Annotated in this window: 15 protein-coding genes and 1 other RNA gene; 5 read left to right on the top strand and 11 right to left on the bottom strand. The window is 58.8% G+C overall.

Annotated features, from left to right (window positions below):
- Positions 1-43: 43 nt before the first annotated feature.
- The 3 genes from ilvN to miaA all read right to left on the bottom strand — a co-directional run bounded on the left by ilvN (position 44) and on the right by miaA (position 3,490).
- Positions 44-556, bottom strand: coding sequence for an acetolactate synthase small subunit (gene ilvN / locus RIB87_RS13480; RefSeq protein WP_350147531.1), 513 nt, complete (start codon positions 554-556; stop codon positions 44-46).
- A 98-nt stretch (positions 557-654) separates the two neighbouring features.
- Positions 655-2,418, bottom strand: a complete 1,764-nt coding sequence (locus RIB87_RS13485; RefSeq protein WP_350147534.1) for an acetolactate synthase 3 large subunit — start codon at positions 2,416-2,418, stop codon at positions 655-657.
- Positions 2,419-2,542: 124 nt separating this feature from the next.
- Positions 2,543-3,490 carry a tRNA (adenosine(37)-N6)-dimethylallyltransferase MiaA gene (gene miaA / locus RIB87_RS13490; protein WP_350147536.1) on the bottom strand — a complete coding sequence of 316 codons (948 nt, stop codon included), beginning with the start codon at positions 3,488-3,490 and terminating at the stop codon, positions 2,543-2,545.
- Positions 3,491-3,523: 33 nt separating this feature from the next.
- Here miaA and serB point away from each other — a divergent pair, with 33 nt between their 5' ends.
- Entirely contained in the window at positions 3,524-4,423 is a 900-nt protein-coding gene (gene serB, locus RIB87_RS13495; protein WP_350147538.1) for a phosphoserine phosphatase SerB, read from the top strand.
- A 58-nt stretch (positions 4,424-4,481) separates the two neighbouring features.
- Here serB and RIB87_RS13500 read toward each other — a convergent pair whose 3' ends face one another.
- The 4 genes from RIB87_RS13500 to hflK all read right to left on the bottom strand — a co-directional run bounded on the left by RIB87_RS13500 (position 4,482) and on the right by hflK (position 8,599).
- On the bottom strand, positions 4,482-5,936 hold the full coding sequence (locus tag RIB87_RS13500) for a DegQ family serine endoprotease (RefSeq protein ID WP_502943268.1): 1,455 nt from the start codon (positions 5,934-5,936) through the stop codon (positions 4,482-4,484).
- Between the two features lie 197 nt (positions 5,937-6,133).
- Positions 6,134-6,319 carry a DUF2065 domain-containing protein gene (locus tag RIB87_RS13505; RefSeq protein WP_350147540.1) on the bottom strand — a complete coding sequence of 62 codons (186 nt, stop codon included), beginning with the start codon at positions 6,317-6,319 and terminating at the stop codon, positions 6,134-6,136.
- Positions 6,320-6,347: 28 nt separating this feature from the next.
- Positions 6,348-7,457, bottom strand: a complete 1,110-nt coding sequence (hflC, locus tag RIB87_RS13510; protein WP_350147543.1) for a protease modulator HflC — start codon at positions 7,455-7,457, stop codon at positions 6,348-6,350.
- Positions 7,457-8,599 (bottom strand): FtsH protease activity modulator HflK, encoded by a 1,143-nt coding sequence (gene hflK, locus RIB87_RS13515; RefSeq protein ID WP_350147545.1) that lies wholly within the window; start codon positions 8,597-8,599, stop codon positions 7,457-7,459. Before hflK ends, hflC begins: the two co-directional genes overlap by 1 nt.
- 286 nt (positions 8,600-8,885) lie before the next feature.
- Between hflK and RIB87_RS13520 the strand changes: the two genes are divergently transcribed.
- Positions 8,886-10,016, top strand: a complete 1,131-nt coding sequence (locus tag RIB87_RS13520) for an Mrp/NBP35 family ATP-binding protein (protein ID WP_350147547.1) — start codon at positions 8,886-8,888, stop codon at positions 10,014-10,016.
- 68 nt (positions 10,017-10,084) lie between these two features.
- Here RIB87_RS13520 and RIB87_RS13525 read toward each other — a convergent pair whose 3' ends face one another.
- From RIB87_RS13525 to RIB87_RS13540, 4 genes are all read right to left on the bottom strand, one after another.
- The gene (locus RIB87_RS13525; RefSeq protein ID WP_350147549.1) at positions 10,085-10,435 is read right to left on the bottom strand and encodes a hypothetical protein; all 351 of its coding nucleotides are present in this window, start codon (positions 10,433-10,435) and stop codon (positions 10,085-10,087) included.
- Positions 10,436-10,571: 136 nt separating this feature from the next.
- A complete protein-coding gene (locus tag RIB87_RS13530; protein ID WP_350147551.1) occupies positions 10,572-11,489 on the bottom strand; it encodes an SMP-30/gluconolactonase/LRE family protein in 918 nt (305 codons plus the stop codon).
- A 32-nt stretch (positions 11,490-11,521) separates the two neighbouring features.
- A complete protein-coding gene (locus RIB87_RS13535) occupies positions 11,522-12,037 on the bottom strand; it encodes a dihydrofolate reductase (protein WP_350147553.1) in 516 nt (171 codons plus the stop codon).
- 34 nt (positions 12,038-12,071) lie between these two features.
- Positions 12,072-12,866, bottom strand: coding sequence for a thymidylate synthase (locus tag RIB87_RS13540; RefSeq protein WP_350147555.1), 795 nt, complete (start codon positions 12,864-12,866; stop codon positions 12,072-12,074).
- A gap of 155 nt (positions 12,867-13,021) precedes the next feature.
- Here RIB87_RS13540 and RIB87_RS13545 point away from each other — a divergent pair, with 155 nt between their 5' ends.
- From RIB87_RS13545 to RIB87_RS13555, 3 genes are all read left to right on the top strand, one after another.
- Complete coding sequence (locus RIB87_RS13545; RefSeq protein ID WP_350147557.1) at positions 13,022-14,197, top strand: dipeptidase; 1,176 nt, start codon at positions 13,022-13,024, stop codon at positions 14,195-14,197.
- Positions 14,198-14,240: 43 nt separating this feature from the next.
- Positions 14,241-14,617, top strand: a transfer-messenger RNA (tmRNA) gene (ssrA, locus tag RIB87_RS13550).
- Positions 14,618-14,808: 191 nt separating this feature from the next.
- Positions 14,809-15,303, top strand: a complete 495-nt coding sequence (locus tag RIB87_RS13555; RefSeq protein ID WP_350147559.1) for an SspB family protein — start codon at positions 14,809-14,811, stop codon at positions 15,301-15,303.
- Positions 15,304-15,343 lie beyond the last annotated feature (40 nt).

A 15,343-nucleotide genomic window follows, 5' to 3' on the forward strand; every position in this document is an offset into this window, starting at 1 on the left:
ATGCGATCGGGTGTGCGTGGCTGCCGTGAATGCGGCATGTGAATTACATCTGTTCCGCACCGCGGGCGATGGCGACGACGCCGGTGCGGCTGACATCGACAAGGCCCAGCGGGCGCATGAGATTGACGAAGGCGTTGATTTTTTCCGGTGAGCCGGTGATCTCGAAAACGAATGATGAATGCGTGGTGTCGATGACACTGGCGCGAAATGCATCTGACAGGCGCAGCGCCTCGACGCGCTTCTCGCCGGTGCCGGAGACTTTTACCAAAGCCATTTCGCGCTCGATGGAGACCGTATCAACGGTGAGATCCACCACCTTGTGAACCGGCACCAGCCGGTCAAGCTGCGCCTTGATCTGCTCCACCACCATGGGCGTGCCATTGGTGACGATGGTAATGCGCGAGGTGTGGGCGTTCTCGTCCACCTCGGCAACCGTCAGGCTTTCAATGTTGTAGCCGCGTCCTGAAAACAGGCCGATGACGCGCGCCAGAACGCCCGCCTCGTTATCCACGAGCACAGCAATGGTATGGCGTTCAACGGCAGCTTTAGGCGGCATGGCGGATATCAGTTTCTCAAGAAAAAGGCGGGTTCGGGCACAAAAAGCAGCCAACCGGGGTGTGACCCCGACTGGCCAGCTTTCAACGCGCGGGCGGGTTATACGAGTATTTTGCCCTCTTCGGAAATAGCGTCCGTGGGGTCTTTTTCCTCATCCGCCAAAATCATGTCGTTATGGGCCGCGCCCGACGGGATCATCGGGAAGCAGTTTTCGGTCTTGTCCACAACGCAATCAAACAGAACCGGCCGCTTGACCGTGATCATCTCGCGGATCTTGTCGTCAAGCTCAGCAGGATCTTCCGCCCGAATGCCAACGCCGCCATAGGCTTCCGCCAGCTTCACAAAATCAGGCAGGGCTTCTGAATAGGAGTGCGAATAGCGCGCCCCGTGCAGCAACTGCTGCCACTGGCGCACCATGCCCATATATTCGTTGTTGAGGATGAATATCTTGACCGGCAGATCATACTGAATGGCCGTGGACATTTCCTGCATACACATCTGGATGGAGGCTTCACCGGCAATATCAATCACCAGCGCATCAGGGTGCGCCATCTGCACGCCGATGGCAGCGGGCAGACCATAGCCCATGGTGCCAAGCCCACCGGATGTCATCCAGCGGTTGGGCTCATCAAAATGGAAGTGCTGCGCGGCCCACATCTGGTGCTGACCTACCTCGGTGGTGATGTAGGTGTTCGGTCCCTTGGTGAGTTCCCACAGGCGTTGCACCGCATGTTGCGGCTTGATGATGGTATCGGAGTTGACGAACGACAGCGACTTGCGGTCGCGCCAGGTGTCAATCTGCTTCCACCAGGCATCAAGCGCCTTCTTATCCTGCTTTGCTGACTTGGCTTTCCACAGGCGCAGCATGTCTTCGAGCACATGGGCCACGTCACCAATAATGGGAACGTCAACACGCACATTCTTGTTGATGGATGAGGGGTCAATATCAACGTGGATTTTTTTGGAACCCGGCGCAAACTTGTCGAGCACGCCCGTCACGCGGTCATCAAACCGTGCGCCGAGATTTATCATCACGTCGCAATCATGCATCGCCCAGTTGGCTTCATACGTGCCGTGCATTCCCAGCATTCCCAGCCACTGCTTGTCACTGGCGGGATAGGCCCCCAGCCCCATCAGGGTCGAGGTAATGGGAAAACCCGTGATGCGCACGAACTCGCGTAGAAGCTGGCTGGCTTCCGGCCCTGAATTGATGACGCCGCCGCCGGTATAAAACAGCGGTTTCTTCGCGGACGCGATCAGATCAATCGCTTCCTTGATGCGATCCATATTGCCCTTGAGCTGCGGCCGATAGGTACGATGGCTCTGGGTGCTGGGACCCGTGTACATGCCCAACTGAAACTGAATGTCCTTGGGAATATCGACGACAACCGGGCCGGGCCTGCCGCTGGTGGCAACGTAAAACGCCTCATGCAGAATGCGCGGCAGATCATCAACCGACTGAACCAGCCAGTTGTGCTTGGTGCACGGCCGTGTGATGCCAACCGTATCGGCTTCCTGAAATGCGTCATTGCCGATCAGATGCGTCGGCACCTGCCCGGTGATGCAGACCAGCGGAATGGAATCCATCAGCGCATCCGTCAGGCCGGTCACAGCATTCGTAGCTCCGGGACCAGACGTCACCAGCACAACGCCGGGCTTGCCGGATGAGCGGGCGTAGCCCTCCGCCGCATGAACAGCCCCCTGCTCATGGCGCACCAGAACATGCTTGATGCTTTCACGGTCAAACAGCGCGTCATAGATGGGAAGCACAGCGCCGCCGGGATACCCAAACAGCGTGTCCACGCCGTGGTCCTCCATGGCTTTGACAACCATTTCCGCACCGCTCATCTCGCGCGAGGCCATGACACTGTTTCCTTCACTCGGCTCCCAAACCCGCATGGCGGGAGCAAATCCAACAAAAAGGCTCCGAAACAGGGCAAACCCCACCTCGAAGCGCGGCGGACACTAGGACTGATTGTGCGCTGCGTCAACCGTTGGAAGCAAGTAAAGGTATTATTTCTTGATATTGTCTTTCCATTTCTTGCGCGACAACATCTTTCCACGCAATTTCATGGGCCATCATCTGGGTTCTGGCCCAGGTGAGCTGCCGTTTGATGTAGCGTCGGGTCTGCCCCTTGGCCTGCTCCACGGCGGCGTCACGCGACAACTCTCCGCGTAAATGCGCGATCAGCGGGGGAACCCCCACGGCTTTCATGGCCGGAAGGTCAGCATCCAGATCCCGCTGCATCAGCCGCTCAACTTCTCCCAGGGCACCGTGCTGCATCATCAGGTCAAACCGCCGGTTTGCCCGCTCCTTGAGCCAGGCCCGGTCAGGCGTCAACACCACCTTCACAAAGTCGGCGTCCAACACCGGCGTCGTTGCGATGTCCTGCCAGTCCGCCAGTCCGCGCCCGGTGGCCGCCAGCACTTCAAGCGCGCGCGCAATACGCTGCGGGTCCGTGGGTCTGAGACCGGCAGCCGTTTTGGGGTCACGCTCCGCCAAATATGCATGCGCCTGCTGCGGCCCCAACTCCTCTACAAATACCCTCGCCGCCTCGCGGTTGATGCCTGGAATATCGGGGATGGCCGAAAGCCCATCCGTCAGCGCCCGAAAATAAAGCCCGGTGCCGCCAACAAGAATCGGCAGACGGCCCCGCGCCCATACGCCCTGCACTGCATCAACCGCCAGCAGCGCCCAATGCGCTGCCGAACACGCCTGTGCCGCATCCATCACTCCATACAGATGATGCGGCACGGCAGTGGTGTCCTCAGCACCGGGCCTCGCCGTCAGCACATGCAAATCCGAATAGACCTGCATCGAGTCGGCATTGATGATTTCACCGCCATGCGACTTTGCGATTTCCATCGCCAGCGCCGACTTGCCGCTTGCCGTTGGCCCTGCAATAAGCAGCACGCGATTTTTGGTATCAGTCATTCCACGTCCAAAACAGCCGGAAGAGATTTTGTCATGCGGTCCGTCCTGACCCTTATTGCAAATCCACAGACACGCAACCTGTCTGACGCTGATCTGGACGCGGTACGCCGCGCCGTGCCCGAAGCCGGCGCGCCGGACTGGCTTGCCCGGAACATCGCCTGCGACCTGCTGGTGGACATAGACCCTGCGGAGTTGCACGCCATTGAAGCGGCTGCGCGCGCAGCACTTGACGGCCTTCCGCTGGATGTCATTGCGCAGGGCACCGCCCACCGCCGCAAAGCCTTGTTGCTGGCCGACATGGACTCAACCGTCATCCAACAGGAATGCATCGACGAACTGGCCGAAGAAGCAGGCATCGGCCCCCATGTGGCTGACATTACCGAACGTGCCATGCGCGGCGAACTGGCCTTTGAACCTGCCCTGCGCGAGCGCGTAAAGCTCCTGGCAGGTTTGCCGGAAGGCAAAATGGAGCAGGTGTTCAATACGCGCATCACGCTGTCTCCCGGCATCAAGACCGTGACCGCCACCATGCGGCTGTCCGGTGCCTATTGTGCGTTGGTCTCAGGCGGGTTCACGTTCTTTACCTCCCGCGTGGCGGTTGCGGCGGGCTTTGATACCAACCGCGCCAACATTTTGCAGGTTAAAGATGGCCATCTTACGGGCGAAGTGAGCGACCCCATTCTGGGCCGTGCCGCCAAACTTGAGACCCTCAAGGCGCTGGCGGCAGACCACAGCCTCACCCTCGACAGCACCATGGCGGTGGGCGACGGTGCCAACGATCTGGCGATGATTGAAGCTGCAGGTCTTGGCGTTGCCTATCATGCAAAGCCGGTGGTGGCGCAGGCCGCCCCGGCAAGGCTCGACCACACCGACCTCACATCACTGCTCTACATCCAGGGCTTTGCACGCGATGAGTTTGCCAAGGCGGACTGACACAAAAAAGCCCCGCACCAAAATGATGCGGGGCTTTGTTTGTTGATCGCGAAAAGGCCTAGCTGCCTTCAACCCGCAGTGCAACGAAGCTGGTGTCACCGCCGCGGCTGATCTGCAGCAGCACCGACTTGAGCCCTTCAGACTTTGCCCGCGCCACCTGCTGCTCCACGTCGTTCGGGTCAGTCACATTCTCCTGTGCTACCTTGACGATTACGTCACCGGCACGCACCCGCTTTTCAGCGGCCTGACTGCCCGGCACAACAGCAACAACCAGAACGCCATCCACACCCTCAGCAATGTCGTACTGCGAGCGCAGCATATCGTTGAGGGAGGAAAGCGACAGCCCAAGCGTCTCGTTCTCGTCCGGTATGCGGGTTTCAGCCGGCGCTTCCGCAACGCCCTCGGCTTCTTCAAGACGTCCAAGGGTCACCTGGTAGGTTTCCTGCTTGCCATCGCGCAGCACCACCACATCAACCGCTTTACCAACTTCGGTATCAGCCACAATGCGCGGAAGATCACGCATCTTGTCTACGGGCTGGCCATCAAAGCTGATAATGACGTCACCTGCCTCAATGCCGCTGCCAACTGCCGGGCCGCCGTCCTGAATGCCGGCCACAAGCGCACCCTTGGTGTCGTCAAGGCCAAGACCTTCAGCCAGATCCTCTGTCACCGTCTGGATGCGGACACCCAGCCAGCCGCGCCGCGTTTCACCAAACTCCTTGAGCTGGTCAATGACGCTGGTAGCCGTTGTTGCGGGAATGGAAAAACCAATACCAATTGAGCCACCCGTCGGCGAGATAATGGCCGTGTTCACACCCATCACTTCACCGGCCATGTTGAACAGCGGACCACCGGAGTTGCCTCGGTTGATCGAGGCATCTGTCTGAATGAAGGCATCATACGGGCCTGCGTTGATGTCGCGGTCGCGCGCAGACACGATGCCTGCCGTTACCGTACCGCCAAGACCAAACGGGTTGCCGATAGCCATCACCCAATCACCAACGCGTAGTGCGTCTGAATCGCCAAAGCGCACGAAAGGAAGCTGACGGTCAGCTTTCACCTGAAGCAGCGCCAGATCGGTTTTGGGGTCACGGCCCAAAATCTCGGCATCCAGAGTTTCACCGTCAGAGAATGTGACCGTCACTTCGTCAGCGTCCTCCACAACGTGATTGTTGGTGACGACCAGGCCGTTGGGGTCGATCACAAAGCCGGAGCCAAGCGACTGCACACGGCGCGACTGCTGCTCGCCGCCATGGCGCTCAAGAAACTCTTCAAAATACTCCTCGAAAGGCGACCCGGGAGGAAACTCCGGGAGCGGAACACCGCTGCCACCGGACACTGTCTGCGCGGTTGAAATGTTGACCACCGCAGGTGTCAGTTTCTCCGCAAGGTCTGCAAAACTTTCCGGCGCCCCGCGTGCATCCGCCGGGGTCCATGACAGGGCCACGGCCCCGAGTGCAATTGCGCCAACCGCCAGTGAAGCAGAGCGAAGCGCTGAAAATGTGGTGTGAATGGTCACGGGAGTATCGTCTCCTTGGTGTTTACGTGGTCTCCACCTAAACCACCTCGCGTTTCATTGGCGTTAACCACGAACGGCAGTCGGCAAGAGCGCATGCAGCCCCGTGTAGGAGCTGCGATAAAACGCTTATCCGGTTCAAATGTGGGCAAAACGAGGCGCAAAGCGCGTCGGCAGATTACGGTTTCGTGAGGTTAGCTGCGGACCAGCCACACGATTACCAGCCCGGTGACCGCCGCCACCAATCCGCCCATGCGCAAAGAGGCGTCAGGCGTTTGCTCAACCATCGCCAGCATACGCCGAATGGCATTGGGAAAAGCAGCATAGGCCAGGCCCTCTATGACGAGGACCAGGCCTATGGCTACCAGCAGATCAGTCACTAAATCTGCACTCGGTTTTCAAGCAGCACTATTCAGCAGGTGCCGTTTCAACGCCGCCTGCCTCAGCAGGGTCAGGCAGCTCCAACACCGGCATCGGGTCCAAAGCAAGATCAGGGTCAATTGCCGGAACACTTGGCCCACCCGTCTCGGATGCTTCGAGCAGCTCAAGCTCTGCACACAGAATACCGCGCAAAGTTGCATCGCCTACCAGCTGACCCATCAGATCAGCCGCCTGTGCAGCGGAGCGCCCAACAGGCGCACTCGCATTTGGGATAGCGTTGGGATTGGTGAAATACCGGAAGAACTCACTGTCAGGCGAGAGCACAGCCGTTGTTTCACCCGCAGCCATCGCCTGCTCGTAAGACTGCATGGAGCGGTAGAACGCAAAGAAGTTAGGATCAATGCCGAACGCCGACGCAAAGATACGGTTACGGCAGGCATCGCCCTCACCGCGGATGATCTCAGCGTTACGGGTTGATTCCGCAACCGTTACCGTCACCTCACGGTCGGCATTGGCGCGAATACGCTGCGCCACTTCCTGACCCTGGGCGCGGAACTCAGCCGCTTCACGCTCACGTTCGGTCTGCATCCGGCGGAAAATTGCCTGACTGTTGGCCTCAGGAAGATCAGCACGGCGGATGCGCACATCCACCACGTCAATGCCGAACTGCGAAGCTTCACCGTTCATTGAATCCTTGATGCGGGTCATCAGTTCAGAGCGGTCATCACGCACAACCGCTTCAAAGCTTTCCTCACCCAGTACACGCCGCAGGCTTGACTGCAAAATGGTGCCCAGCCGCGACCGTGCCACAGCCTCGTTGCCAACGGTTTGGAAAAACACCAGCGGATCCGTGATGCGGAAACGCGCAAACGCATCCACCACCAACCGCTTTTGGTCAGAGGCAATCACTTCTTCTGGCTGAATATCCAGATCAAGAATGCGCTTGTCGATGGTGATGACGTTCTGCACGAACGGAACCTTGAAATGCAGCCCTGCATCCTGAACCACCTGACGCGGCTCACCAAACTGAAGCACAAGTGCCTGCTGGGTCTGGTGCACCGTGAACAGCGCATTGAACAGAACGATACCGGCAACAACAAGCGCGACCGCCAGGCCAATAAGAGTAGTGCGGCCCATTAGTTTGTCTCCTGCGTAGCATTGTTGCGGCGGCGCTCAACTTCAGGCAACGGCAGATAAGGCACAACGCCTGACCCCCCGTCGCTATCAATCAGAACCTTGTTCATGTTGTTGAGCACACGCTCCATGGTTTCCAGATACATACGCTGACGCGTCACCTCAGGTGCCTGGGCATACTCACCGTAAATCGACAGGAAACGCCGTGCCTGACCTTCGGCTTCTTCAACCGTCTGGTCGCGGTAGGCGGCTGCTTCCTGCTCAATGCGTTCGGCTGCACCACGCGCTTCGGGCAGCACGCGGTTGGAGTAGGATTCAGCTTCGTTGCGTGACCGCTCAGCATCGGCACGCGCTGCCTGTACATCGCGGAATGCGTCAATCACGGCGCTGGGCGGGTTTGACCCCTGAATCTGAACCTGCGTGATGCGGATACCGGCACCATACTCGTCCAGCAGGTTCTGCATCAGGTCCGTCACCTTCGTTTCGGCAGCCTGACGGCCTTCGGTGAGCAAAGGTTGGATGTTTGATTCGCCAACAACTTCACGCATCGAGCTTTCGGCAACAGCCTTTACCGTTCCGACCGGGTTTTGGATGTTGAACAGATAATCGCCCGCATCCTTGATGACCCAGAACACCGAAAAATCGATGTCGATGATGTTTTCATCACCCGTCAGCATCAGACTTTCTTCGGGCACATCGCGCACCGCGCCCTGACGGACGGAGCGCGTATCTTCGCCGGTACGCATTCCCACATCAACGCGATTCACGCGCGTGACCTTGGGCGTATAGGCTGCCTCAATCGGGTAAGGCATCCGATAGTTCAGGCCGGGCTGCGTCGTTTTGATGTATTCACCAAACCGCAGCACCACGCCCTGTTCGTCAGGCTGCACGCGGTAAAAACCAGATGCGAGCCAGACCAGCACCAAAATGGCAAGACCCACCAGAAGGCCGCGCGCGCCCAGACCACCGCCTGAGCCGCCGGGGAACGACTGCCGGAATCTCTCCTGACCGCGCCGCAGGATTTCTTCCAGGTCAGGCCCCTGCCCGCCCTGGCCGCCGGGACCACCAGCACCATTTCCGCGTCCGCCGCCAGACGGCCCCTGCCCCCAGGGTCCGCCACCGCCGCTTTTGTCATCCCAGGGCATACATTTTCCTCATCAAGTGAACATCGGCACGCGGTTTGCCCGCATACCTGCGCGGTGTTGACACCAGGTTGACTAAAAACCAGGTGAAGCCGCAACAAAACATCTGTACCGGCTTATATGATAGGCAAACCGCTCGCTGCAACGCGAACCGAAATAAATCGACGATACAAGGCCGCAAAAGCCCCAGTGTGAATGGGGTGAAGCCGCGATCAGGGCATCCGCATGATCGCTGTTTCTGAGACACTCCCAAGTTCCAAGACACACCCAATAAGGACACGCCCACCCGATGAGCCCTTCCTCAGACCTGACCAAGAACCAGATTCTCGCTGCTTTGGCGTCCGTTCAGACCCCTGACGGCAAGAGCATTGTTGATGCCGGGCGTATTCAGGGCCTGGTAATCCGGGACGGCAATGTGGGGTTTGCGCTGGAAATTGACCCGGCACAAAGCACGCAGATGGAGCCGGTGCGCGAAGCTGCGGCAAATGCCGTGAAACAGATCCCCGGCGTGCTGTCCGTCACAGCCGTGCTGACTGCCCATAACGAAGCACCCCAGCAAGCCGCACCACAAAAACGTGAGCCCGCAACACCCCAACAGCGCGGAACCAAAACCGGACCGCTGGATATTCCAGGCGTCGGTGCCATCATTGCAGTCGCCAGCGGCAAGGGCGGCGTCGGTAAATCAACCCTCGCGGTCAATCTGGCGCTTGGTCTTCATGCGCTTGGCCTGCGGGTTGGCCTGCTCGACGCAGATGTCTATGGCCCGTCGATCCCGCGCATGATGGGCCTCAACCGCAAGCCCGAAGCCAATGCAGCCAAAAAACTGATCCCGCTGGAGGCTTACGGCATCAAGGCCATGTCCATCGGTCTGATTGTGGACGAGGACACGCCAATGATCTGGCGCGGCCCCATGGTGCAATCTGCCCTGTCGCAAATGCTGGTGGAGGTGGAATGGGCACCCATCGATGTGCTGATCGTGGATATGCCGCCGGGCACCGGCGACGCGCAGCTAACAATGGCGCAGCGTGTACCGCTCACCGGCGCGGTCATTGTTTCAACGCCACAGGAAATCGCGCTGATTGACGCGCGCAAGGCGGTCGGCATGTTTGAAAAAACCCGCGTGCCGATTTTGGGTGTGGTTGAAAATATGGCCTGGCTGGAAATGCCCGACGGTTCCCGCAATCATATTTTCGGTGAGGGCGGCGCACGACGCACCGCTGAAAAACTCGGCGTACCGTTCTTGGGCGAGGTGCCGCTCATCCCCTCCATCCGTGAAGGTGGTGATGACGGACGCCCTGCAGCGGGCACAGACCCGGAGGGTGCCACTGCAAACATCTTCAAGCAGATTGCCGCCGGGCTGATTGCATCCCTGGAAAACACAGGGCAAAAGCCCGCCCCACGCATTGTTGTGATGGACTAACGCACAACAAAAAGGCGACCATGGAAAAACCCATGGCCGCCTTTGCTCAGTGAGTGTCAGTCCGTGCCTTAGCGGCCTTCGGCCAGCGATGCTGTTTCGGTTGAACCGTCGGGAGCCGTCATTTCCCAGTTGTCACCGACGGCGCGCTCAACGGCTTCAACGCAGTAAGGCCCGGTTTCAGCCGTTGCCTCGGACGCAAAACACGCCTGTCCGTCGTCGCTCATTTCCCAGGTGCCATCCATGCTCTCGTCGCCGGCCACCTGTGTGTAGGTGCCGTCCGCATTGATAAGCACAGAGCGTTCCGAGCCATCAGCTCCGGTTACATTGACAGTATTTTCATAGAAGGATGCCATCGGGTCCGCCAGCGCGGCTCCGGTCATCATGGCAATGGCCGCAAATGTTGCAAATATAAGTCTCATGAAAATGTCCTCCCTAAAGGAACAATCGTCGGTTTTTATTGGCACCCAGCTTACATGCATGGTTAACGCAGCAGGATAATTGCCACATATCCCGGTCGGCGCAAGGGGTTCCCTACAAAAGCTCTTGCAGAGCAGCCTACGTGTTGAGGAAGTTGAGCGGCAGACCCGCCACCGGCCAGTCCATTTTTACCAGCTTTCCCGTGCCCGACAGCGTGATGAACGCGGTTTTGAGATCACGCCCACCAAAACAGATATTGGTCACCAGCAGATCAGGCAGCGGTGTGTGGGCCACGGTCTGCCCGTCCGGTGAGACACTGGTAATGCCGCCATTGAAGATCGTCGCAACGCAGACATTGCCGTCCGCATCCAGCGCCAGACTGTCATAGTATTGCAGGCCCGGCGCGGTGTAGAGCGGATTGGCCGCAATAGGCCCGTCGGGTGCCTTGGCAACGCCAGGGCTTTCAATCTCCAGAAACCAAAGCCGACCCGAAACCGTGTCGGCGAAATACACTGTCTTCTCGTCAGCAGACAGACCCACGCCATTGGGTGTATTGAGCGGAAACGCCTGCTGCGTGATGGAAGAGCCGTCGGGCTTGGCATAATAAAGCGCGCCACGATCCATCACCCGGCCATAGTTCTTGCCAAGGTCGGTAAACCAGAAGCCGCCTTGCTTATCGAACACAATATCGTTTGGTCCGTTGAGCGGAATGCCGTTACATTCCGTGTACAGAACATCGACTTTTCCGGTTGAAAGGTCCACACGCTCAATGCGCCCGCCTGAATAGTCGTCCGGCTTGTCTCCGGGGATCAGCATCCCATCCTGCTCGTGCCAGGCAAAGCCGCCATTGTTGCAGACATAAACTGCACCATCAGGACCAATGGCAGCACCGTTCGGCCCGCCGCCGAGTTCGGCAATGACCGATACGGTGCCATCAGCGGCCACGCGGGTAAGCGTGCCGCGCGCGATTTCCACCAGAATGATTGAGCCGTCATCCATGGCAATCGGCCCTTCGGGAAAGCGCAGGCCGGAAGCAACTTCCGTAAAATCAGTCATGGGTGTTTCTCCTGTTTGGATGGCTTTTTGGTTTATGGCGTTTGGGAACGCGGCTCGGTTTTCCGGTCCAGTTGCATAAGGGTGTAGGCCGCCGTGTCTTCGGCACTGGCCTCAACACGCCGCGCAGACACTTCGTGCCACTCGTTGATATCAAAATCCGGAAACAGCGTGTCGCCGCGCGCATGCATGTGCACGCGGGTAAAATGCAGGGTGTGCGCAAAGGGCAGCGCCTGCGTGTAAATATCGGCACCGCCAATGACACAGGCTTCGTCTGTGCCGGTGGTGCGCGCCGCGTCAAACGCTTCGGCAAGCGACTGCACCAGCACAACCCCGTCTGGTACTGAACCGCCGCTGCGCGTAAGCACAATGTTGGTGCGTCCCGGCAACGGCTTGCCGATTGATTCAAAAGTCTTGCGACCCATGATCACCGGCTTGCCCATGGTGGTGGCCTTGAAATGGCGCATCTCGCCTTTGAGCCGCCACGGCAAACCGTTATCAGCGCCAATCACACCATTCTCAGCAACAGCCACAACAAGCGAGATACGCACTCACAGTCTCCGTTGATGATCTGTGGTCAGTCCGTCATACAGCGACGGGTGCCTTGATATGCGGGTGAGCCTGATAGCCCTCAAGGGTGAAGTCGTCATAGGTGAAGTCAAACAGTGACTGCACGTCCGGATTGAGCACCATTCTGGGCAGCGCAAACGCCGCGCGCGACAGTTGCTCACGCGCCTGCTCCAGATGGTTGGAATACAAATGCGCGTCGCCAAATGTGTGCACAAAATCGCCCGGCTCAAGCCCCGTGACCTGCGCGATCATCAGCGTCAGCAACGCATAGGACGCAATGTTGAACGGCACGCCCAAAAAAATATCGGCCGAGCGCTGATAGAGCTGACACGAGAGTTTGCCGTCGGCCACATAGAACTGAAACAAACAGTGGCACGGGGCCAAAGCCATCTTGTCGAGGTCAGCAGGGTTCCAGGCCGACACGATCAGACGGCGCGAATTAGGGTTGGTGCGGATTTCATCAACCAGCCATTTAAGCTGGTCCACCGTGCCGCCTTCGGGCATATCCCATGAACGCCACTGCTTGCCGTACACGGGGCCAAGTTCACCCGCCTCGTCCGCCCACTCGTCCCAGATACTGACGCCATTGGCCTTCAAATAGCGCGTATTGGTATCACCCGCGATGAACCACAACAGCTCATGCACAATGGATTTGAGGTGCAGTTTCTTGGTGGTAACAAGGGGAAACCCCTCCGCCAGATCAAACCGCATCTGGTGCCCGAACACGGAAAGCGTGCCCGTGCCCGTTCGGTCACCCTTCCGGGTGCCTTCCGCCAGAACCCGTTCCATAAGCTCGTGATATTGCTGCATGGTGGGAACACTATCGTGAGTCTTTGTCAGGCGGAACAGGTTTCTGCCCGGCTTGACTCCGGGAACCCATTTGCAGATTGCCCCGATGCACGCGACTATATCCAAGCCGCAGGCGTCATACGGCGGGCGCCAATGGACGGAATAACGGGGGGAAAATGCTAAGATGGATCATCGGCACGCTCGGTGTCGTTATCGCACTGTATTACGCCATTGCCTGGTACGTCGTGCCCGGCGCCCTTGAGCGTCCGATCAACCGCGTTGCAGCGATGGGGCCATTTCAGGTCAGCGAACCTGCGGCCCGTCTGCACGAACGTCTGATTGTCGCTGACCTGCACGCCGACACGCTGCTGTGGAGCCGAAACATTCTGGACCGTGCCGACCGCGGCCATGTGGATGTGCCCCGGCTGGCCGACGGCAATGTGGCGCTTCAGGTTTTTGCAGTTGTCACCAAAGTACCTGACGGCCAGAACTACGATGCCAACACCGCCGACAGCGACCAGATAACCCTGGCCGCCATGGCTCAGGCCTGGCCGTTTGCCACCTGGAGCAGCCTTCTGGAGCGCGCGCTCTATCAGGCGGGAAAATTGCACATCGCCGCAAACCGTTCCCCCGACATGATAAAAATCATCCGTACCCGGTCAGACATTGACGCATTGCTGGCCTCGCGTTCTGCGGCACAAAAGACCGTTGGCGGATTGCTTGCCACCGAAGGTGGCCATCCGCTGGAAGGCCGTATCGCCAACATAGATGCGCTGTATGAAGCGGGCTACCGCATGATTGGCCTGCATCATTTCTTCGACAACGAACTTGGCGGCTCGCTGCACGGTGTCACTGGCGAAGGCCTGACTACGTTTGGCCGTGAGGTGGTGGCGGCAGCACAAGCGCGCAATATCATCGTTGATGTTGCCCACTCCTCCCCCAACGCTGTGGCTGACGTGCTGGATATGGCAACACGCCCCATAGTGGTGTCGCACACCGGCGTGCGCGGCGCGTGCGACAGCGTGCGCAACCTGTCAGACCCCCTGATGCAACGCATCGCCGCGCAAGGCGGCCTTATCGGAATTGGCTACTGGGAAGGAGCGATCTGCGACATCAGCCCGGCGGGCATTGCCGCCAGCATCGTCTATGCCGTCAATCTGCTGGGGGCAGACCATGTGGCCCTTGGCTCGGACTATGACGGGGCCACGCAGGTGGCATTCGATACATCAAAGCTGGTGGTCATCACCGATGCGTTGCTTGACGCGGGGCTGGACGAACCCACAATCGCCAAAGTCATGGGCGGCAATCTGATCCGGTTTTTGCGCGCCAATCTGCCACCCGGCGACGCCTGAGACTGACTGGGCAATGCCTGAGGCCTAAATACCAGGCATCATCCACCTTTAATAAACCCTCCTATGTGCCTATATTGGGGGTGTGCCAAGTCGCACTTGGCTATGGCGATAAATGGTCTGCGAAATAAACCTATCGGACCCGGGGGCAGTACCCGGCGCCTCCACCACAAACCCGCCGTGATTTGCACCCTATGCAAACGGCGGGCTTCTGTGGGGGCGAACTAGGATCGACGAGGGCGTAAAGGCAGTGCTTTTGCTCGGCATGGTTCCGCCGTTATCGGGCCATCTTAGTAGTTGCAAACGACAACTATGCGGAAGCTCGTCTCGCTGCTTAACGCAGTGCGACCGCTTCAAATTAAGTCTTAACGGTTCGCGCCGTTGAGCGGGGTCCGAGGGCACCTGGCAACAGAAGCCCTCACTTTATCCATTCCGCCCTCCCCTACATGTCCTCCCGCACTCAAATACACGTCATGCCTGACTTGATCGGGATGAGAATGAACGGGTGACTGAACCCCGACCACACTTTGACCCCGACCACACTTTGACGGAGCCACCCGTATTGGCGATAAAGACGTTCATTGCATCCAGCAACCCTGCAGGAGCCCGCCCCCGTGCCAAGCGACACAATTCCCTATGACGTTCTCGCCCGCGAAGCGCTGCGGCGCGTTGTACATGATGTGCTGGTGATTGCGCGTGACGAAGGCCTGCCTGGCGACCACCACTTTTTCATCACCTTCCGGACCAACACGCCGGGCGTTTCCATGAGCGACCAGCTCAAGGCAGAGTTTCCCGAAGAGATGACCATCGTACTGCAACACCAGTACTGGGATCTGGAAATCACGCCGGAGCAGTTCAGCGTCAAACTTGCCTTTGGTGGCGTGCCGCGTGAACTCGTCGTACCGTTCAAGGCGGTGTCGGCCTTCTTCGACCCCAGCGTTCAGTTCGGCCTGCAGTTTTCAGCCCTCGCAAGCGACCCGGCCGGCTCTGACACCGCAACGGCCCAAGCGGACACTGCCGCCCCTGAGGCTGACGAGGCTGATGCTATTGAAAAACCTGACGACACGCCGGGTGAAGTCGTCAGCCTGGATGCATTCCGCAAAAAGTAGCATCTGCGTTGGTATCAGGCCCTGCCCCGTGCTAAACCGC

The organism is Pyruvatibacter sp. (assembly GCF_040219635.1).
Taxonomy (GTDB): domain Bacteria; phylum Pseudomonadota; class Alphaproteobacteria; order CGMCC-115125; family CGMCC-115125; genus Pyruvatibacter.

Bases quoted from the DNA above. Each gene is read 5' to 3' on its own strand.
- RIB87_RS13525 (WP_350147549.1), bottom strand. From the start codon at position 10,435: ATGAGACTTATATTTGCAACATTTGCGGCCATTGCCATGATGACCGGA.
- RIB87_RS13545 (WP_350147557.1), top strand. From the start codon at position 13,022: ATGCTAAGATGGATCATCGGCACGCTCGGTGTCGTTATCGCACTGTAT.
- hflC (WP_350147543.1), bottom strand. From the start codon at position 7,457: ATGGGCCGCACTACTCTTATTGGCCTGGCGGTCGCGCTTGTTGTTGCC.
- serB (WP_350147538.1), top strand. From the start codon at position 3,524: ATGCGGTCCGTCCTGACCCTTATTGCAAATCCACAGACACGCAACCTG.
- RIB87_RS13530 (WP_350147551.1), bottom strand. From the start codon at position 11,489: ATGACTGATTTTACGGAAGTTGCTTCCGGCCTGCGCTTTCCCGAAGGG.
- miaA (WP_350147536.1), bottom strand. From the start codon at position 3,490: ATGACTGATACCAAAAATCGCGTGCTGCTTATTGCAGGGCCAACGGCA.
- RIB87_RS13540 (WP_350147555.1), bottom strand. From the start codon at position 12,866: ATGCAGCAATATCACGAGCTTATGGAACGGGTTCTGGCGGAAGGCACC.
- RIB87_RS13520 (WP_350147547.1), top strand. From the start codon at position 8,886: ATGAGCCCTTCCTCAGACCTGACCAAGAACCAGATTCTCGCTGCTTTG.
- hflK (WP_350147545.1), bottom strand. From the start codon at position 8,599: ATGCCCTGGGATGACAAAAGCGGCGGTGGCGGACCCTGGGGGCAGGGG.
- RIB87_RS13485 (WP_350147534.1), bottom strand. From the start codon at position 2,418: ATGGCCTCGCGCGAGATGAGCGGTGCGGAAATGGTTGTCAAAGCCATG.
- ilvN (WP_350147531.1), bottom strand. From the start codon at position 556: ATGCCGCCTAAAGCTGCCGTTGAACGCCATACCATTGCTGTGCTCGTG.